General features: G+C 62.2%; 19 protein-coding genes and 1 pseudogene. 11 read left to right on the top strand and 9 right to left on the bottom strand.

Annotated elements, in window-relative coordinates:
* Positions 1-64: 64 nt before the first annotated feature.
* Positions 65-1,960, top strand: coding sequence for a molecular chaperone DnaK (gene dnaK, locus AUR64_RS02645; RefSeq protein WP_058580407.1), 1,896 nt, complete (start codon positions 65-67; stop codon positions 1,958-1,960).
* Positions 1,961-2,080: 120 nt separating this feature from the next.
* Entirely contained in the window at positions 2,081-3,241 is a 1,161-nt protein-coding gene (gene dnaJ / locus AUR64_RS02650; RefSeq protein WP_058580408.1) for a molecular chaperone DnaJ, read from the top strand.
* Between the two features lie 558 nt (positions 3,242-3,799).
* Here the strand turns inward: dnaJ and AUR64_RS02655 are convergent.
* Positions 3,800-4,102: a hypothetical protein gene (locus tag AUR64_RS02655; RefSeq protein WP_058580409.1), complete on the bottom strand. Its 303-nt coding sequence runs from the start codon at positions 4,100-4,102 to the stop codon at positions 3,800-3,802.
* 116 nt (positions 4,103-4,218) lie between these two features.
* Here AUR64_RS02655 and AUR64_RS02660 point away from each other — a divergent pair.
* Positions 4,219-4,513 (top strand): annotated as a pseudogene (locus tag AUR64_RS02660) (cupin domain-containing protein).
* Between the two features lie 83 nt (positions 4,514-4,596).
* On the top strand, positions 4,597-5,811 hold the full coding sequence (locus tag AUR64_RS02665) for a CobW family GTP-binding protein (RefSeq protein WP_058580410.1): 1,215 nt from the start codon (positions 4,597-4,599) through the stop codon (positions 5,809-5,811).
* A 30-nt stretch (positions 5,812-5,841) separates the two neighbouring features.
* Here the strand turns inward: AUR64_RS02665 and AUR64_RS20855 are convergent, their stop codons facing one another.
* Positions 5,842-5,994 (bottom strand): hypothetical protein, encoded by a 153-nt coding sequence (locus AUR64_RS20855; protein WP_169794652.1) that lies wholly within the window; start codon positions 5,992-5,994, stop codon positions 5,842-5,844.
* A gap of 258 nt (positions 5,995-6,252) precedes the next feature.
* A complete protein-coding gene (locus tag AUR64_RS02670) occupies positions 6,253-7,413 on the bottom strand; it encodes a glutathione-independent formaldehyde dehydrogenase (RefSeq protein ID WP_058580411.1) in 1,161 nt (386 codons plus the stop codon).
* Between the two features lie 201 nt (positions 7,414-7,614).
* On the opposite strand from AUR64_RS02670, the gene AUR64_RS02675 reads away from it, so the two are divergent.
* The gene (locus tag AUR64_RS02675; protein WP_058580412.1) at positions 7,615-8,334 is read left to right on the top strand and encodes a hypothetical protein; all 720 of its coding nucleotides are present in this window, start codon (positions 7,615-7,617) and stop codon (positions 8,332-8,334) included.
* Positions 8,335-8,397: 63 nt separating this feature from the next.
* The gene (locus AUR64_RS02680; protein WP_058580413.1) at positions 8,398-9,753 is read left to right on the top strand and encodes an amidohydrolase; all 1,356 of its coding nucleotides are present in this window, start codon (positions 8,398-8,400) and stop codon (positions 9,751-9,753) included.
* Positions 9,754-9,755: 2 nt separating this feature from the next.
* Here the strand turns inward: AUR64_RS02680 and AUR64_RS02685 are convergent, their stop codons facing one another.
* Positions 9,756-10,550, bottom strand: coding sequence for a helix-turn-helix transcriptional regulator (locus AUR64_RS02685; RefSeq protein WP_058580464.1), 795 nt, complete (start codon positions 10,548-10,550; stop codon positions 9,756-9,758).
* 235 nt (positions 10,551-10,785) lie between these two features.
* Between AUR64_RS02685 and AUR64_RS02690 the strand changes: the two genes are divergently transcribed.
* Both AUR64_RS02690 and AUR64_RS02695 read left to right on the top strand, forming a co-directional pair.
* Entirely contained in the window at positions 10,786-11,781 is a 996-nt protein-coding gene (locus tag AUR64_RS02690; protein ID WP_058580414.1) for a DMT family transporter, read from the top strand.
* A gap of 86 nt (positions 11,782-11,867) precedes the next feature.
* Positions 11,868-12,542 carry a hypothetical protein gene (locus AUR64_RS02695; protein ID WP_058580415.1) on the top strand — a complete coding sequence of 225 codons (675 nt, stop codon included), beginning with the start codon at positions 11,868-11,870 and terminating at the stop codon, positions 12,540-12,542.
* A 32-nt stretch (positions 12,543-12,574) separates the two neighbouring features.
* Here the strand turns inward: AUR64_RS02695 and AUR64_RS02700 are convergent, their stop codons facing one another.
* The 3 genes from AUR64_RS02700 to AUR64_RS02710 all read right to left on the bottom strand — a co-directional run bounded on the left by AUR64_RS02700 (position 12,575) and on the right by AUR64_RS02710 (position 15,529).
* Positions 12,575-13,006 (bottom strand): hypothetical protein, encoded by a 432-nt coding sequence (locus AUR64_RS02700; RefSeq protein ID WP_058580416.1) that lies wholly within the window; start codon positions 13,004-13,006, stop codon positions 12,575-12,577.
* Positions 13,003-13,446 carry a hypothetical protein gene (locus AUR64_RS02705; protein WP_058580417.1) on the bottom strand — a complete coding sequence of 148 codons (444 nt, stop codon included), beginning with the start codon at positions 13,444-13,446 and terminating at the stop codon, positions 13,003-13,005. The genes AUR64_RS02700 and AUR64_RS02705 overlap by 4 nt, the downstream gene beginning before the upstream one ends.
* Before the next feature lie 94 nt (positions 13,447-13,540).
* Positions 13,541-15,529 carry an AMP-binding protein gene (locus tag AUR64_RS02710; RefSeq protein WP_155120487.1) on the bottom strand — a complete coding sequence of 663 codons (1,989 nt, stop codon included), beginning with the start codon at positions 15,527-15,529 and terminating at the stop codon, positions 13,541-13,543.
* A 201-nt stretch (positions 15,530-15,730) separates the two neighbouring features.
* Here AUR64_RS02710 and AUR64_RS02715 point away from each other — a divergent pair, with 201 nt between their 5' ends.
* Complete coding sequence (locus tag AUR64_RS02715; protein ID WP_058580419.1) at positions 15,731-17,122, top strand: hypothetical protein; 1,392 nt, start codon at positions 15,731-15,733, stop codon at positions 17,120-17,122.
* A 73-nt stretch (positions 17,123-17,195) separates the two neighbouring features.
* On the top strand, positions 17,196-17,780 hold the full coding sequence (locus AUR64_RS02720; RefSeq protein WP_058580420.1) for a GNAT family N-acetyltransferase: 585 nt from the start codon (positions 17,196-17,198) through the stop codon (positions 17,778-17,780).
* A gap of 24 nt (positions 17,781-17,804) precedes the next feature.
* Here the strand turns inward: AUR64_RS02720 and AUR64_RS02725 are convergent, their stop codons facing one another.
* Both AUR64_RS02725 and AUR64_RS02730 read right to left on the bottom strand, forming a co-directional pair.
* Positions 17,805-18,053, bottom strand: a complete 249-nt coding sequence (locus AUR64_RS02725) for a hypothetical protein (protein ID WP_058580421.1) — start codon at positions 18,051-18,053, stop codon at positions 17,805-17,807.
* Between the two features lie 54 nt (positions 18,054-18,107).
* Positions 18,108-18,362 carry a DUF7520 family protein gene (locus AUR64_RS02730; RefSeq protein WP_058580422.1) on the bottom strand — a complete coding sequence of 85 codons (255 nt, stop codon included), beginning with the start codon at positions 18,360-18,362 and terminating at the stop codon, positions 18,108-18,110.
* Between the two features lie 159 nt (positions 18,363-18,521).
* Between AUR64_RS02730 and cdd the strand changes: the two genes are divergently transcribed.
* A complete protein-coding gene (gene cdd, locus AUR64_RS02735; RefSeq protein ID WP_058580423.1) occupies positions 18,522-18,941 on the top strand; it encodes a cytidine deaminase in 420 nt (139 codons plus the stop codon).
* Positions 18,942-19,065: the final 124 nt, after the last annotated feature.

The following is a 19,065-nucleotide window of genomic DNA, read 5'->3' on the forward strand; positions in this document are numbered from 1 at the left end:
CGTTGCTGCTTCGGCGCTCCCGTCTAGTAACCTTTAACCGGCGCAAACCGGTAGTTGTCGGCAAATGGCGAGTAACAAGATTCTCGGTATCGACCTCGGTACCACGAACAGCGCGTTCGCGGTGATGGAAGGTGGCGACCCCGAAATCATCGTCAACGCCGAGGGCGACCGCACGACTCCCTCCGTCGTTGCGTTCACCGACGACGAACGACTCGTCGGCAAACCGGCGAAGAATCAGGCGATTCAGAACCCCGACCGGACGTTCCGCTCCATCAAGCGTCACATGGGCGAGGACGACTTTACGGTCGACGTCGACGGCGAGGAGTACACGCCCGAGCAGGTGTCGGCGATGATTCTCCAGAAAATCAAGCGCGACGCCGAGGAGTATCTCGGCGACGACGTGGAGAAAGCAGTCATCACGGTTCCCGCGTACTTCAACGACAAACAGCGACAGGCGACGAAAGACGCCGGCGAAATCGCCGGCTTCGACGTCGAACGCATCATCAACGAACCGACGGCGGCGTCGATGGCGTACGGCCTCGACGACGACTCCGACCAGACGGTTCTCGTCTACGACCTCGGCGGCGGCACGTTCGACGTCTCTATTCTCGACCTCGGCGGCGGTGTCTACGAAGTGGTCGCCACCAACGGTGACAACGACCTCGGCGGCGACGACTGGGACGAGGCCGTCATCGACCACCTCGCCCAAGAGTTCAAAAACGACCACGGCATCGACCTCCGCGAGGACAGACAGGCGCTCCAGCGCCTGAAAGACGCCGCAGAGGAAGCGAAAATCGAACTCTCCTCGCGCAAGGAGACCGACATCAACCTCCCGTTCATCACGGCGACGGACTCCGGACCGGTTCACCTCGAACAGTCGCTCACCCGCGCGAAGTTCGAGAGCCTCACCTCGGACCTCATCGACCGGACGGTCGAACCCACCGAACAAGCGCTCTCGGACGCCGGCTACTCGAAATCCGACATCGACGAGGTCATCCTCGTCGGCGGGTCGACGCGGATGCCGCAGGTCCAAGAGAAAGTCTCGGACCTCGTCGGCAAAGAACCGAAGAAGAACGTCAACCCCGACGAAGCCGTCGCCCTCGGCGCGGCCATTCAGGGCGGCGTTCTCGGCGGCGAAGTCGACGACATCGTGTTGCTCGACGTGACGCCGCTCAGCCTCGGTATCGAGGTCAAAGGCGGCCTGTTCGAGCGCCTCATCGAGAAGAACACGACGATTCCGACCGAGGAGTCGAAAATCTTCACCACTGCGGCGGACAACCAGACTTCGGTTCAGGTCCGCGTGTTCCAAGGCGAACGCGAGATGGCGCAGAACAACGAACTGCTCGGCGAGTTCCAGTTGACGGGTATTCCACCCGCACCCGCCGGAACGCCGCAAATCGAAGTGACGTTCAACATCGACGAGAACGGCATCGTCAACGTCGAAGCCGAGGACAAAGGCTCCGGCAACCGCGAAGACATCACCATCGAAGGCGGCGCGGGCCTCTCCGACGAGGAAGTCGAGCGGATGCAGGAAGAAGCCGAACAGCACGCCGAAGAGGACAAGGAGCGCCGCGAGCGCATCGAGGCCCGAAACGAGGCCGAAGGCGCGGTCCAGCGTGCGGAGAAGTTGCTCGAAGAGAACGAGGAAAACATCGAGGACGACCTCTACGCCGACATCGAGTCGTCCATCGAGGATGTCGAGGCGACGCTCGAAGACGAGGACGCCTCCACGGAGGACCTCGAAGCGGCGACCGAGGACCTCTCGAAGGAACTGCAGGAAATCGGCAAGCAGATGTACCAGCAGCAGGCGCAAGCCGGACCCGGCGGCGCTGGCGGCGCAGCAGGTGGCCCCGGCGGTGCCGGTCCGGGCGGCATGGGCGACATGGGCGGCGACGAGTCCGGTGACGACGACGAGTACGTCGATGCCGACTTCGAGGACGTCGACGACGACGAGAAGTAACCGACTCGCCTAACCCGCTACACCGGACCGACCCGACGAATATTCTTCTCCGAACGACTCCGACCACCGCCGCCGAGCCATTCCGTTCAAGTAGTTCCCCCGAATAAGCAGAGACAACTGATGAGCGAGGACTTCTACGACGTACTCGGGGTGTCACGCGACGCCGACGAGGACGAAATAAAGAAGGCGTACCGGAAGAAGGCCGCCGAGTACCACCCGGACGTGAGCGACGACCCGAACGCCGACGAGAAGTTCAAGAAGGTCAAGAAAGCCAAGGAGGTGCTCTCGGACGACGAGAAGCGCCGGATGTACGACCAAGTCGGCCACGACCGATTCGAAGAGGCCCAGAAACGCGGCGGCGTCGGTGGCGGCGGTGGCGGTGGCTTCGGCGGCGGCAACCCCTTCGGCGGCGCAGGCGGTGGCGGCGGCTTCGAGGACATCTTCAACCAGTTCTTCGGCGGCGGCGCGGGCGGCAACGGCCGCGGTCAGCAGAACCGACCTCGCCAAGGCCGGAACCTTCGGACGAACCTGACGCTCGACCTCGAAGACGTGTACGAAGGCGTCACGAAGCAGGTGACCATCACCCGGCCCGAGCACTGTTCGGACTGCGACGGCGAAGGCCACCCCGCCGACGCCGACTCACAAACCTGCCCGGAGTGTAACGGTCAAGGTCAGGTGACGCAGGTGTCGCAGACGCCGTTCGGCCGCGTCCAACAGACGACGACGTGTCGGCGCTGCGAGGGCGCGGGCGAGATATACGACGAGACGTGTAGCACCTGCGGCGGCGACGGCATCATGCAAGAGGAGGTGACGCTCACCGTCGACGTTCCTGCGGGTATCCAGAACGGACAGACGCTCCGGATGGAACGTGAGGGCGCACCCGGTGAGAACCGCGGACCCAACGGCGACCTGCTCATCGACATTCAGGTTCGCCCGCACGAGGACTTCGAACGCGACGGCGACGACCTCCACTACCAGCATCCAATCTCCTTCCCGCAGGCGGTGTTCGGGTCGACCGTCGAGGTTCCGACGCTCGGCGGCACGGTCGAGATGGACATCCCAGACGGAACCCAGAGCGGCGAGACGTTCAGACTCAAAGGAAAGGGGATGCCTCGACTGCGCCGCCGCGGCGAGGGTGACCTCTACGTCCAAGTGCAGGTCGTGACGCCCGACAAGATGAACAACGAACAGCGTGAGGCGCTCGAAGCGTTCGCCGAGGCCGGCGGCGAGGAAGTCGACGTGAAGGAAGGCTTCTTCGAGAAGATAAAGAACTCCTTCTAACGCACCTTTTTTCGCGGGGGCGTCACGCGCCTTCGGCGCGCTCGACCCCCGCGAAAAAATCTGCACCAAAAAGAGCCGCTCGCTCGGCCATTCGGCCTCGCTCGCGGTACTGGAGTATCGACCTCCGCACCGCTACCGCGCCGGTTCCGTGTTTCTATAACTGTATTGCCTTGTTGAAAACTTCAAAATGTGAGAGAGTGTGTACATCACTTCGGCGAAACAGTTAGTACAGCTACAAGCAGTGGATATCTATGGATAATGGCACCTCGTTGATTGTAAGCAGTTTGGGGATGCTGATAATTGCGAGTTATCAATTGTACACGTACACGACTGGGGACGCCAGTACAGAGCGTCTCTGGCTCGCAGGAGTGGCACTTCTGGTGATGCTGGGTGCAATCTACTCTGGAACGAAAATGAGGCCAAAAAGAGATTATAGAAAGTCTCTCTGATGAGACGGAACGGAGCGTACGCGCTCTGTATTCAGCACACACTCACCAAACTACTACTGACTACGGGTTTCCACAGAGCCAACTGCGCTAACCCGGAGAATGGACCAGTTCAGGCCTCCCACCAGTGCCGACCGACCGTCACCGCCCAGAGCGCGATGAGGAGTTTCCGAACCATCGAAAACAGAAACATCATCACCGCCAGTCCGGCCATCAGATACCAGAAACGCGCCCACCCCGCGAGACTGAGTTCACCGAGTAGCCAGAAAATTCCCGTTGCAGCACCCGTGACGGTGGGAAGTGCGATAGCGACACCCAGCGCCGCGAACACGACCGAGAGACCGAGGTTGTAGCTGTGTCTCTGGAGGTGCTGTGAGGTTCGCTGGAGGGCCGTCGGTGGCGAGGGAAGAGCCATGCCGTTACGTGTCTTCGAACTATCATAATTCTACCGACGAGAACACACCGAATCCCAGAGTCGAACGCGACAGGCGGCCGACGAACTTACTTGCGACTTGCAGTCCAACCTTCCGTGTGTCTTATTCGAAGACCAACTACCGGGACGTAGAACCGAAAGCAAACGGCATGTACTTTCTGCGCGATGCCCTCGACACCGACAACCTCGGCGTGACCGTTCTCGACTGCGAGGCGGGTTGGTCTGGGATGGAACACGACCACGGCGACGAGGGTCACGAAGAGGTGTACCTCCTCGTCGACGGCGAGGCGACGGTCACCATCGACGGCGACGACGTGACGCTGGAACCCGGCGACGCGACAGATAACGGTCGGTGACGAGGAGAGTACGCTCGTTCTCGCGGGCGCGCCGTAACCGCTCCTCTCTCCGCTTTCGGAGACTCTCAACTGTCAACGACAGTGCCAGATGCTACGTTTCTCGGTACCGTTTGACAGGATATGAGTGACTCCGATACCGACCGAATCCCCGTCACCGTCGTCAGCGGCTATCTCGGCGCGGGAAAGACGACGCTCGTCAACCACGTACTGCAGAACAAACAGGGGTTGGAAGTCGCCGTCGTCGTCAACGACATGGGTGAGGTGAACGTCGACGCCGAACTGCTCGCCGACGCCGCAGATGGTGACGGCGAGAACGACGAAGGCGTTCTCGACCTCTCGAACGGCTGTATCTGTTGTGAACTACAGGGTGACTTGCTCGAACAGACTGCCGAATTAGCCGAGACGCGGTCGTTCGACTACCTGCTCGTCGAATCGTCGGGTATCAGCGAACCGCTGCCCGTCGCGCGGTCGTTCGTCGAAGGCTCACCCGACAGCGATGTCGACCCCGGCGATTACTACCGACTCGACACTACCGTCTCGGTCGTCGACGCCTACGGCTTCTGGAAGGAGTTCGACCCGACGACCCGCAAGGCGTCCGCCTCGGCAGAGCGACCCCTCGCCGACGTGTTCGTCGACCAAATCGAGTTCTGTGACGTCCTCCTCTTGAACAAGTGCGACATGGTGCCCGACGACGAACTCGACCGCATCGAGTCGGTGATTCGTGAACTGCAACCCCGCGCGGACCTCACCCGGACGACGTACTCCGAGGTCGACCCCGAGCGGATTCTGGGTACCGGGTTGTTCGACGTGGCCGAGGCCAGAAAGAACGTCGGCTGGAAACGCCGCCTCGCCGAACACGAGGAGAGCGCGGAGACGGACGCTTCCCACGACGGCCACGACGCTCACAACCGCGACGCTCACGACGACCACGGTGAACACGAGGGACACGACCACGGCGACCTGACGGCCGCGGAGGCACACGGCGTCTCGTCGTTCGTCTACGCGAACGAGACACCGTTTCACCCACATCGGTTCGCCGCGTGGCTCCGCGACTGGGACGGCAGCGTCGTCCGCGCGAAAGGATTCTTCCTGCTCGGCGGGGCCGAAGGGTCGGTGATGGGGCTGAGTCAGGCCGGCCCCTCGATACAGGCGGGACCAATCGGCGAGTGGGACGGCGACGACACACCGCGGACGCGTCTCGTCTTTATCGGCAGCGAGATGGACGAACAGCGACTCCGAGCGGAACTCGACGACTGCCTCGTAAACGAGAGTGAACGTACCGAACCCGCGGCGCGCGACGACCCGTTCCCGCTGGCGATGACCGTCGAGGGCTGAGCACCTCACTCCCCGAGGCCGTCGGGTCAGTTACGCGAACTCCTCGCGGAGTTCGTCCCAGGATTCGTCGAAACCGTAGTTATCGTTCGCCGCTTTCTGTTTGTCGATGGCGTCCTGATACACCGTGTCGTACTGGAGCAACTCGGTCCACCCCTCCATCGCGTAGTTACAGTACTGGCACATTGTCACGATAGATACGGCGCACTGGGGTTTATATCCTCTATATTTGATGGTTATCCGACGACGCAATCAGAAGAGTGATATAACATGGCCGGTGAGGGAAGGCAACGAACCGTGATAACTGGACGTTGTGACCACTGTGAGTGGTCGATGATTGCAAATTCGTATACGGACATGGTCCAAGGCTACCAAGACCACCTCAGAGAGAACCACCCGAGAGCGTGGGTTCGAACCTAAAAAATAGCGACGGGTTTCGTTGGCTTACGGTTCGAGGAGAACCTTGGTGACGCCTTCTTCGCGGTTGTCGAAGCGCTCGTACATCTCGGGTGCTTCGTCGAGTCCGACCCGGTGCGAGACGACGAACGTCGGGTCCGCACGACCCTCGATTATCATGTCTCGCAGTTGCCGGTTGTAGTTCTTGACGTTGCACTGGCCGGTGCCGAGTTTCTGGCCCTTCTCGAACAGTTTCCCGAAGTCGATACCGAGTCGACCCTGTGCGGCCATCTCGTCGGGTGCGCCCGGGTCCGAGGGGACGTACAGTCCCGGAATGCCGAGTTTCCCGGTCGGACGGACGGTGTGGATGAGTTGGTTGAGTACCACCGCCGGGTTCTCGCGTGCGGGGTCGTACGCGTCGTCACCGGGGTCGGTCTCGGGGTCGATAGCCTGGTAGCCGACGGCGTCGACGCCTTTGTCCACGCCGCTGCCGTGGGCGTCTTTTATCTGTTCGACCGGGTCTGCCTCCTCGAAGTTGATGGGCATCGCGTCACAGTGCTGTTCGGCGAGTTCGAGACGGCTGTCGACGCGGTCGACGACGTAAATCTCGGAGGCGCCCTGTATCTTCGCACTGTAGGCGGCCATCAGACCGACCGGTCCCGCCCCGTAGATGGCGATAGATTCGCCCGGTCGGAGGTCAGCGAGACGCGTCCCGTGCCACCCAGTCGGGAAGATGTCTGCGAGAAGCGCGAATGCGTCCTCGTGTTCGTCACCCTCCGGTAGTTTCAGCGCGTTGAAATCGGCGTACGGGACGCGGAGTTTCTCGGCCTGCCCACCCATATACGGCCCCATAGCGACGTACCCGTACGCACCACCGGCGAAGCCGGGGTTGACGTTGGTACAGAATCCCGTGTAGCCGTTCTCACAGTTCTGACAGAACCCACAGGCGACGTTGAACGGCATCACGACCCGGTCGCCTTCTTCCAACGTGTCGACACCGTCTCCGACCTCTTCGACGACACCCATGTTCTCGTGTCCGAAAACGATGCCCGGGTCCGCCGACGTTCGACCCTCGTACATGTGGAGGTCAGAGCCACAGATACAGGAGGTGGTAATCTCGACGATTACGTCGTTCGGGTGTTGTAGTTCCGGTTCGTCTACTTCTTCGACTTCCACATCGTGTGGTCCTTTGTAAACCACAGCGTTCATTGACATTTGCTAGAACCTCACGTGGTAACCCATCAAACAGCCTATTATATCTAATTCAAGACATTTTGAGTTACGGATAGACTGTTAGCATCGTTCGTAGATGAGTTGTCATCGGACACACCGACTGTCTCGAAACCGAACTGCTCGGCGTCGGTGTCGACTCCTCGGTGTGTTTTTCTCGTGCGCCTCCCTACGTCGCTCGTGAACGTTCTCGGAGAGATTGTCGGGCGTGACCGGCGAACCGACCGCCCGGCGGTTCGTCTTCCGTCGGCGGGGCGGACGATGAGTTACCACGACTTCTGCACGACGGCGTGGAAAGCCGGCAACGTGTTTCGGCATCTCGGCGTCGCGGGCGGGCGCGGCGTCGAAGTCGAACCGCTCGCCACACCGGAGGCACTTCTCTCATTTTTCGGTGCCGCGCTGCTCGGGTCGCCCGTCCGCTTCGAGGTTCGTGGTGACGACGACACGCGCCTCGTCGTCGCAACCGCCGACCGCGAAGCCGAGTTCGACCCCGCTCCGGGGACGAAACTCGTCGTCTACGGCGACCGCCCGACTCGCCCCGAGACGACGCACTGGGAGTCGGAGGTGTGGAGCGAGAACCCGGCGATACCGCCGTACGAGGTGAATGCGAGCGACGCGGCCCTTCTTACCGACGACACGACGCACACCCACGAAGAACTGCTGACGCTCGCGCGCGGCGTCGTCGACGACTACGGCCTGACCGAGACCTCGCGGGTCGCCGTCGCCGGCGGACTCTCACATCCGGGTGTCGTCGTCGCCGGTGTCGTCGCTCCGTTGCTCGCCGGTGGAACTGTGGTCCTCGACACGGAACCCGACGAAGCAGCCGACTTCGCTGTCGTCTCCGGTGACGACGCAACGATAGAGGAATCGACCGTCGTCGAGGCCGATACGGTACTGTAAGCTGTCGGGTGCGCGGACTGCCGGACACCCAAACGCTACGTGCGCTGGGGGGAATCTCCGAGCATGACCGACGTAGCCGACCGGAAACGCCGAGCCATCGACGCCATCGACGACCACGCAGCGGACATCGTCGAGTTCGCCGAATCGGTCGAAGCCGAACCCGAACTCGGGTTCAAGGAGACAGAGACGACGAAGAAGGTCGTCGCCGAGTTAGAAGGGATGGGTCTCGACGTCGAGGAGAACATCGCCGTCACCGGGGCGAAAGCGCGACTGAACGCCGATACGACCGCCGAAACAAACGGCAACGACGAGTTCGTCGTCGCCGTTCTCGGCGAACTGGACGCTCTCGTCAACCCTGCGCACCCAAAAGCCAATCCGGAGACGGGCGCGTGCCACGCCTGCGGTCACCACGCCCAGTTAGCAAATCTCGTCGGCGCGGCGTACGGTCTCACCGCCGCAGGCGTCGTCGACAACTTGGCGGGCGCTATCGATTTCGTCGCCGTCCCCGCCGAGGAGTATCTCGACTTGGGGTACCGACGCCAGTTGGTCGAAAGCGGCGACGTGGAGTTCCTCGGCGGCAAACAGGAACTCATCCGCCGCGGTCACTTCGAGGACGTCGACTGCGCGATGATGATTCACGCCGGCAGCGACACGCCCGAACGCGTCGTCACGAGCGATTTTTCCTCCAACGGCTTCGTCGGCAAGTTCGTCACCTATGAGGGGAAAGAGTCCCACGCCGGGGCCGCACCCGAAGAGGGTGTCAACGCACTCAACGCGGCGATGCTCGGTATGAACGCCGTCCACGCCAATCGAGAGACGTTCGCCGACGACGACCACGTCCGCGTCCACCCCATCGTCACCAACGGCGGCGACGGCGTCAACGTCGTCCCGAGCGACGTGCAGATGGAGTCGTACGTCCGCGCGAGCACTATCGATGCTGTAAACGACGCCAACGAGAAGACGAATCGGGCACTGGAATCCGGCGCGATGGCCGTCGGCGCGAACGTCGAAATCGAGGACTATCCGGGTTACATGCCGCTTCGCACCGACGAGACGATGGTGTCGGCGTACGACGCGAACGTCGCCGAAATCTTGGGCGACGATGCACTCACTCCCGGCAAACCACATCTCACCGGGTCGACCGACATGGGCGACGTGACCCAGATTCTCCCCGGTATCCACCCGTACGTCGGCGGTTTCTCGGGTGCGGTCCACGCCCGCGACTTCGAGGTCGTCGACGAGGAGATGGCGTACGTTATCCCCGCGAAACTGACCGCGATGCTCGTCATCGACCTCCTGTCCGACCCGGAGAAGCAGGCCGAGATTCGAGCAGCCAAGGCCGAAAAGCGCTCGGCCGACGAGTATCTGGAGGTCGTCCGCGGGATGCGCGAGACGGTCGTCGGCGAGTACAAAGAGTAAATTCAGTCGTCGAGGTCGGCGGCGTCGAGCGCTCGGGCCGCGTTCCAGTATCGCTCGTGAACGTCGTGTGCCCACGACACCACCGTCTCGTCGTCGGTGTCGACCGAGGCCTGTAACAGGCCGTCGTCGTCGCGCAAGAAGAGGTGGACGACGTCGTCGGCGACGGTGACGGCGACGGGAACTTCGTCGTCGACGATGCGGAGGTCCGCGCCGGGGAGGTCGAGCAACTCCCGGAGACGCTCGCGGAGCGTCGAGTCGTCGGCGATGGCGTCGATAGCGCTCGCCGAAAAGACTCCTTCGAACGTCTGTTGGCCGTCGTCGACACGCCGTCTGACCACGTCCATGCTCTGTTCGTTGAACGCGTGAGAGACGATTTCGACGCGTTCGGCGTCGCGCAACAGTTCCAACACGCGCTGGACCGGGGCATTCGGACGCGTCTGCGTCGGCGTCGTAATTGTCGCGTCTCGAAGCCGTCGGAGGTCGAACGTCATCGTCTCGGTGGGGAGCCAGTTGGCGACCCGACGGAGTCTCTGTTCGGTTTCGACGATTTCGCGGAGGTCCGAAAACCCCGCTCCGACCAGTCGGCCCGTCGGCGTCGCTGCGTACTCGCGTCCCGACTGTTCGACCCAGTTTCGGTCCTCGAAATCGTGGAGGATGCGGCCGAGCGTCGGTTGCGAGGCTCCGGTTCGTTCTTCGAGTTCGCGGCGGGTGTGCGGTTGCGACGACACCGCGTCGAGTACTTCGACACGGTTCGCCGAGAGGGCGAGAAATTCGATATCTTCGAGCGCCGACTCCATGGCCTCCGTTCTCATGGAAGTCATATGTGCGTTTCGCAGTGTGAATATTTTTCAACATGTGAAATCCAGTCGGCGCGTTCGCTTGTTTCTTCCTGTGAAATATTTACTGAATATATGTTTAAGCCCCAGTCTCGTACTCCTATTCGATGACGCCTACGTTCACGCTCTCTTCGTCGGCCGGTCGACCTGTTTGCTCTGACCGCGACGGAGCGCCCACTTTGGAGGTGGTTCGCTGATGGTCGGCAAACGCTCGCTCGTGTTTTTCGCGCTCGCCAGCGTCTTCTTCGGCGGTGTGTTCGTCGCGGCCAAGGCCGGTCTGTCGTACTTCCCACCGCTGCTGTTCGTCGCGCTCCGTTTCGACGTCGCGGCCGTGGTGCTTCTCGGCTACGTGGTGCTGACGACGGCCCGCGAGGACCTCCTCCCCTCGACGCGCGGCGACGTCGCGGGCATCGTCGCCACCGGCGTGCTCGCCATCGGCCTCGCCAACGGCCTTCTGTTCGTCGGCCAGCAGTACGTTTCGAGTGCCGTCGGCTCTATCATCTTCAGCCTCTCGCCCATCTTCACGCCGCTTCTCGCGGCGTTTCTGCTCTCGGACGAACGCCTCTCGCGCCGCGGCGGCGTGGGCGTGCTCGTTGGTCTCCTCGGCGTCGCACTCGTCGTCGGCGTCGACCCCGAGAGCCTCATCGGTGGTGGCGTCGTCGGCAAGGCCGTCATCCTCGCCGGTGCCGCGAGCGCGGCACTCGGCGGCGTCCTCATCCGCCGTGCCGACGGCACGCTGTCGAGTACCGTCCGGACCGCGTGGGCACTGCCCGTGAGCGCGCTGTTGGTCCACGGGATGAGCCTCGGCGCGGGGGAATCACTTGCGGCCGTCTCGTGGACGCCCGCCGCCGTCGTCGCACTCGGCTACGTCGGCGTTCTCGCTGGCGCTGTCGCCTACATCGCCTACTTCGGTCTGCTCGACGACGTGGGCGCGATTCGGGCGAGTCTCGTCTTCTACGTCAGCCCCGTCGTCGCAACGCTCGGCGGGTGGGCACTGCTGGGCGAGTCGATTTCGCTCACTACTATTGCAGGTTTCGGCGTTATCTTCGCCGGGTTCGCGGTTCTCGGCTCCGAGGAACTCGAAGGTCGGTTGCCGGAACTCGTGGCGCGGCTTCCGACGGGCGAGTCGTCGATGATGCTGACCGACGGCGGCCGCGACACGGAGAGTCGGTCGGGTTGCGACGCTGATTGAGCGACGACCCTTGCCACTATTCTATCACTTTGTGTGTCTCTTTCGCTGACAAATTATTTGTACTGATGATTAGAACGAGCCAGTAGATGGTCTCCAAGAGCACGAAGACGGCGCTCCTCCTCTGTTTCGGAATCGGCCTGTTGCTGAATCCGGTGTATCTCTACCCGAACAACCTCGACGGCACGAAAAGCGTGGTGACCTACGAGGTCGAACCGGTTCCGAACGAGACGGTCGCAAGTCAGGTGGTCCATCTCTCGGAGCAGACGCTCGGTTGCGGCACTGAGCGAGCGTGTGCGTTCGAACGCGAGGTAGCCGAACGAGGTTCGCTCAGGTACAACTACACGGTTCGAGAGCGGTCCCCGGAGTGGGACCCATACAGCCTGAGCTACGCGAGATACAACCTCGTTAACATCGACGGGCAGTTCTACGCTCCGGCGGTTAGGGAGGACGGCGAGCAGACAGTTCTGACTCACCGCGAACTCTCGACGATGCAAGCCCTCGAACACATCGCGGTTCCGAGTAGCGAAACCTCGCCCGAGGTGCGCCGGGCCGTAGAAACCGGCTCTGTCACGGTCGTCGACGACCAAATCCCCGAATTCGAGCGAAACGACCCCATCGCCCACGACGACGAGGTGTACTCCGTAGCGGGGCGAAGCTACAGCTCGGGTCCCGTCGAGAAAGTCCTCGTCTGGCGGATGCTATTCGTCCTCGTCGGACTTTTTGCTATCTCGACTGCGTGGGACCGCCGCGGTCGTGAGTAGTCGTCTCGTCGTCGATATCGATACACCGACCGTTATCTCATCTTCGAAACCAATCGCAGCAACCACTCGTCCCGATAGCTCAGATAGTACGCGCCGACGTACATCACGAGAAACGTCCCGAACAGTCGGACCACGCGCAGTGCCGGCCCCAACGGTTCTCCGACTGCGGATTCGAGGGCGGCGAACACGACGGAAGCGACTGGCGAGAGCAAGATGAACGCGAGGACGAACTCGACGAGCGCTCGGGCGGAGTAGCCGCTGTCGACGAAGACGTACGTTCCGATACCTGCGCCAGCCAGTACGAACACGGTGTAGAGCGTTCCGAGTAACCGGGCGTACTCCACGATGGCTGTCTGTCCGAGGAGTGCCGTTACGGCGGTGTAGAGTAGGACACCGACTGGACTGACGAGCATGGCCAGTCCAGCGAAGACGACGACGTTTCGGACTCCGTCTCGGAGGCTCATTCGCCGCTTTCTTTTGCGAACCATCGTTTCAGTCTGCCGAACCCGTCGCGGTAGACAAGTTGATGCGAAACCCAGTAGGTAGTGGCGAGCGCTCCGCCGAGGTACAGCGGTAACACCAAGTCGTTCGGTGGGAGCAACTCGCTCAGAAACGAGAGCAGAAACCCGAACGACAACTGCGCGACGAATCCGACAGGCTGGACCGTGGCGACGAGAAGCCACAGTCGGGAGACGGAGTAGTCACCACGCAGGTACAGCGTCCCACCGACGAGACTGCTCGTCAGTACAATAGCCGTCATGAGCGAAACCATGCTCGTCTCACCCCGCAGCACGAACACGTAGAACTGGACGCTCGCTCCCACCACCGGAAGCGAGAGCGCCGCCCAGCCGAGATACGTTCCGAGGATTCGACCGCCAGTCTGGACCGTTCGGTGCGCGGACACAGTCGAAAGAGGCAGGACTCGGTTACTGTAATGCGGGTCTTACGCCCGCTCAGTCGCTCCTTTTGACGCCATTATACGCACCACAGTCATCCCCTCACTTCGCCGCTTTCACCTTCTCCAGCGCCTCCGGATTCTCGATACTGCTCATGTCGCCGAGTTCCTCGTCTTCGTACACCGACGCGATGGCGCGTCGAATGATTTTGCCGCTCTGGGTTTTCGGGAACTCGTCGACGAACAGCACCTCGCGCGGGCGGAACGGCTTGCCGAGTTCCTCGCCGACGACGCCTCTGAGTTCTGCGCGCAGGTCGTCGTTGGCGTCGACACCGTCTTCGAGGACGACGTAGGCGACGACGGCGGTGCCTTTGGTGTCGTCGGAGACGCCGACGGCGGCGGCCTGATTCACTGCGTCGTGGTCGATGAGCGCGCCCTCGACTTCGGCGGGACCGACTTTCCGCCCGGCGACGTTGAGTACGTCGTCGGCGCGGCCGTGGAGGAACCAGAAGCCGTCGTCGTCTTTCTGCGCCCAGTCGCCGTGGTTCCACATGTCGTCGAAGCGTGACCAGTACTCGTTCAGATAGCGCTCGTCGCCGTCCCAGAGGCTCTTGGTCATCGACGGACAGGAGTCGCGCGCGACGAGGTAGCCGCGTTCGTGGGTGTCGGCGATGCTCTCACCCGTCGCATCGACGATGTCGATGTTCATTCCCAGTCCGGGTCCGCCGAGTGTGCAGGGTTTCAGCGACTGGATTGGCAGCGGCATGAGGAAACAGCCGCAGATTTCGGTGCCGCCGGAGATGTTCATGATGGGTGCCTCGCCGCCGCCGACGTTCTCGTAGAACCACATCCACGACTCGGGGTCCCACGGTTCGCCCGTCGACCCCAGAAGTCGGAGCGAGGAGAGTTCGTAGCCGTCCAACCAGTCGTCGCCGTACTTGCGAAGCGCGCGAATCGCGGTGGGTGAGATACCGAACACCGAGAGTTTGTGGCGGTCAATCATCGACCAGAATCGGTCGGGTTCTGGGTGGTCCGGTGCGCCCTCGTACATGAACACGGTGCCGCCGTGGGCGTGGTTGCCGATGAGCGTCCACGGACCCATCATCCAGCCGATGTCGGAAACCCAGAAGAAGCGGTCCGACGGCTTGTGGTCGAAGCCGAAGTAAATCTCCTTGGCCGCTTGCATCAGCACGCCCGCCTGCGTGTGGACGATGCCTTTCGGCTTGCCCGTCGTCCCGGACGAGTACAGCAGCATCGACTCCTGTTCACTCGGCAGTTCCTTCGTCTCGTACTCGTCGTCGGCGGTTTCGACCGTTTCGTGCCACCACTCGTCTCTGTCGCCGTGCCACTCTATCTCCGAACCGAGTCGCTCGTAGACGATGGTGTGTTCGACGTGGCCCGCCTGCGCGATGGCCTCGTCGGCGGCGTCTTTCAGCGTCACCTCGCCGCCGCGGCGGTAGAAGCCGTCGCCGGTAAAGAGTACCGAACACTCGCTGTCTTCGATTCTGGTGGCCGTGGCGTCGACGCCGAATCCGGAGAAGATGGGCACCGCGACGGCACCGACTTTGAAACAACCGTAGAGAATCGAGATGACTTCCGGGACCATCGGCATGTACAGACCCACAGTGTCGCCCGTCTCGATGCCGCGTGCTTCGAGCACGTTGGCGACGCGGTTGGCTTGACGGTACAGTTCGTGGTAGGTCACCTCGCGGACGTCGCCGGGTTCACCCTCCCAGATACAGGCGACTTTGTTCCGAGCGCCGGAGTCGACGGCGGCGTGTCTGTCGAGGGTGTTGTGTGCGATGTTGATAGTGCCGCCGGGGTACCATCGGGAGAACTGCGGGCCGTCGCTGTCGTCGCGGACACTGTCGTAGTCGTGGAAGAAGTCGATGCCCAGATAGTCGGGCAGGAGGTCCCAGAACCAGTCGACGCCCGACTCCGGTTCGCCGTCGACGTCGCTACAGGTCCGAGCGATGAGTTCGTCGTAGTCGTCGATGTCGTACTCCTGCATGAATCGGTAGACGTTCGTCGATTCGACGAACTCCCGAGTCGGTTCGTGGACCTCCTCGTCTGTGTCGGGCTGTGTGTTCATCGGTCGCATCTTTTACTGCCGCCATCAAGTAGCTTGCTCACCATCGTCTGTGATAGATTCACGACGTGAGGAAGCGTCAGTGCCTTCGGGTAACTGTCCGCGTAACCCGAGTCTCGGGGTTTCCGTAGATACAGACCCGACGACATATGTCGCCAATCTGTTAAGTAGGTCGTCGTGGGACGTACCGACGGAGGCAAACAGATGTCTGATGAACCCGAAAACCGGGAACGAAACGTCACGGCCAACCGAGAGAGTATCCAGTCGTGGGCCGACGAACGCGGCTACGTGCCGGTGTACGACGAGCGAGACACAGGGGAGATGAACTACCGGTTCGTCCGCGAGAGCGAGGTAGACGACAGCCACGACCGACGCGAGTGGGACGAGTTCTTCGAGACGTTCGAGTCGGAGAACGTCGCCTTCGCCTACACCGACGAGGAGATGGAAGGCGACACCGAACCGTGGCAGTTCGTCGCGCGCTCCGACGTCGCAGAACGGGCCGCACTCGACAGCGAGGAAGCCAAAGAGGCGCTGATGGAAGGCGAGACGGTGACCACCGAAGTCACGGAGACGAAAGTCGTCGAACGAACTATCGTCGAACACGACACCATAGAGAGCGACGTCGTCGACACCGAGACCATCGGTGAGACGACTGTCGACCGCGAACTCGTCAGTCGAGAACTCGTCGAGGCGTCGTTTCTCGACCAGGGTCGAATCGAGGCGGTCATCGAGGAACACTGGACGAACACGAACGAGATAATCGAGCGGATGACCGTCCACAGTCGCGTCGTCGACACGGAACTGGAGGAAGAAGACACCGTCGAGAGCGACACGATGGAGGCGGATATCGACGTCCGAGGCGTCCAAGAGACCGTCGTCGAGAGCGACATCGTCGAGGCCGACGCCGTCGGAAGCGAAGTCGTCGAGGCGGGTATCGTCCAGAGCCACGTCATCGAAGGCGACGTCGTCGAGAGCGAACTGTACCAGCGAACGCTCGTCGAAGAAGACGTCGAGGAGCGAAAGCGCGGTATCTACACCCTCTCGGAGACGGAACTGCTCGACACCGACGTCGTCACGAGCGAAGTCATCGAGCGCGAAATCGTCGACCGCGAGTACGAAGGGATGGAAGCCGCCGAGATAGATGAGATGGCGGTGACCGCCGACACCGAGATGACCGAGCGAGAGACGATGGACGCGGAGACGGCTACGACGGCCGAGGGGACGGAAGCCGACCAGACGGACCAACCAGAACGGGGCGAAGGAACCGCCGCACCGACCGAGACCGAGGGAACGGCCGCCGCCGAGGAGAACCGCTCCGAAGCGGTCGAACGCGAGGATACGGCCGCCACCGAGGAAGCCGAGACGCATCTCGACCAGAACGACCAGGGCAAAGACGTCGTCGACGAGGGTGGCCGCGAGGTTGGTATCGTCGCCAAAGTCGAAAGCGGCGTCATCCACATCGACCCCTCACCGAGTCTCACCGACCGACTGAAAGCCGAACTCGACTGGGGCGACGCCGACGACGACACGTACACCCTCTCGGAGTCCGACGTGCGGGAAGTGACGAACTCCCGCGTCGTCGTCCGCGAGATGTGAGGTCGCCGTCCGGCACTCGCAGGCGCTGCACGTCGCGTAAATTCTTTTGCCCGTTCGTGTGCTACTAACAGACATGTACGTCCGAGACGCCAAAAACCGAGACGAGGTGTGGCTACTCGACCACATCGAAGCGATGGACCTCGACGACGTCGCGTTTCGCTCACGCGACTACGTCATCGCCGTCGACGAGGCGTCGAACAGTCGTGCAGGGTTCGGCCGGATTCGAATCCACAAACACGACGACGGCGACTTCTGCGAACTCACCGGCATCGGCGTGTTGGAGGAGTGGCGCGGTCAAGGCGTCGGCGCACACGTCGTCGAACGACTCGTGAAGACCGCCGGCGACGAGGGGTTCGACCGCGTGTACTGCTTTACGAACGAACCCAACTATCTCGTCCGGTTCGGCTTCGACCCGGTCGAGTCGGCGTCGCTTCCCGAGGAGGTCCGCACCCGACTCGAAGCCAAGCGCGAGGGCGTGATGCCCGACGCAGTGGCGCTGTCGCTCCCCGTCGACGCCTTCGAGATGCCCACAGAAGCTAGAGAGGCGTTCAAACGCGCCGCGCCGGAGGCGGACGCCGAATCGGAACCCGAAGAACGCGCCGAGGATTTCGGCATCGACCCCGAGTCGGCGACGTACAAGTACGATACCGGCCGATAGAACGCTCCCGGCCAGTAGCCCGCTCTACGTCCGGTCTTCGAGGAAGTCGGTGCTGAACACGATCCACGCTAGCACCGAACAGAACAGAATCGGTGGGAGGATGGCGAACGCCCACAGTGGTTCGATACCCCAGAACAGCAACAGAACCACGTCGAACAGTCCGAGCGCGAGAAACGGCGCGACGGCGAGGGCGGCCCGCTTGCGGTTTCGGTCGTTCTCCTCCGTCAGCGGCGTCGAGTCCGGCGAGTCGGAGTCACTCGTCGTGGCAGCCATACCCGAACTCCGTAGCCGACCCTCAAAAGGGCCGCGCTCCGTTCGAGACGTGAACTACGCTCGGTCCCTGTCTTCCAGTCGGGAGGCGAACTCGACGGCAACGAACAGTGCGGTGAGTGCGACGGTTGCGAGTACCGCGCCGTAGAGCGCCATCGGTACCGGACTCACCGGGAGCGTGACGACACCGAGAAGCGTAATCGACTCGCCTGCACTGTTCTCGCCGACGAACAGGCCGATGAGACCTGCGACGAGGACGACGATGCCACCGACGCCGAGGAGGATACGACGACCGCGGTCGGATTCGCTCACACTCGAACTCGGCGGTGTCGACTATAGACTCTTTCTCACTCCGTTCGTCGTCGCCAGCGGGAGCCGCTCGGTTGCTTGGTCGCTTCCCTCCCCCGACTCCGACTCTGACCCCACCAGTGGCGGAGCGATTATAACCGCCGCGTACGTCGTCGAAACACTATGGTCGACGAACTCGTCGAGAAAGCCCGCCAGGTGCTCTCGAACGCTCACGTCCCGTACTCGGAGTACCGCGTCGGAGCAGCGCTTCGAACGACCGACGGCACGGTGTTCGTCGGGTGTAACATCGAGAACGCAAACTACAGCAACAGTCTCCACGCCGAGGAAGTCGCTATCGCGGAGGCAGTGAAGAACGGCTACCGGGAGTTCGACCGCCTTGCCGTCTCCTCGGGCGTCCGCGACGGGGTCACGCCCTGCGGCATGTGCCGACAGACGCTCTCGGAGTTCTGTGCCGACGACCTCGTCGTCGTCTGCGACGAGGGCGGCGAGGAGACGAGCAAGTACACCCTTGGCGAACTCCTGCCGAACACCATCTCCGAAGGGACGCTGTCGGACGCGGCCGGACGGTCGGACGAGAACTGAGCCCGAGCCGATTTCTTTTTTCTCGCAACACACTGTATCAATCGAATGATTTATAGTGTAAACAGCTAACAAGCGACACGCCCGCGTCTCGATACCATACTATCGTCTGTCATCCCACCAGTGT

Origin of the sequence: Haloprofundus marisrubri (genome assembly GCF_001469955.1) — an archaeon.
GTDB classification, from domain to species: domain Archaea; phylum Halobacteriota; class Halobacteria; order Halobacteriales; family Haloferacaceae; genus Haloprofundus; species Haloprofundus marisrubri.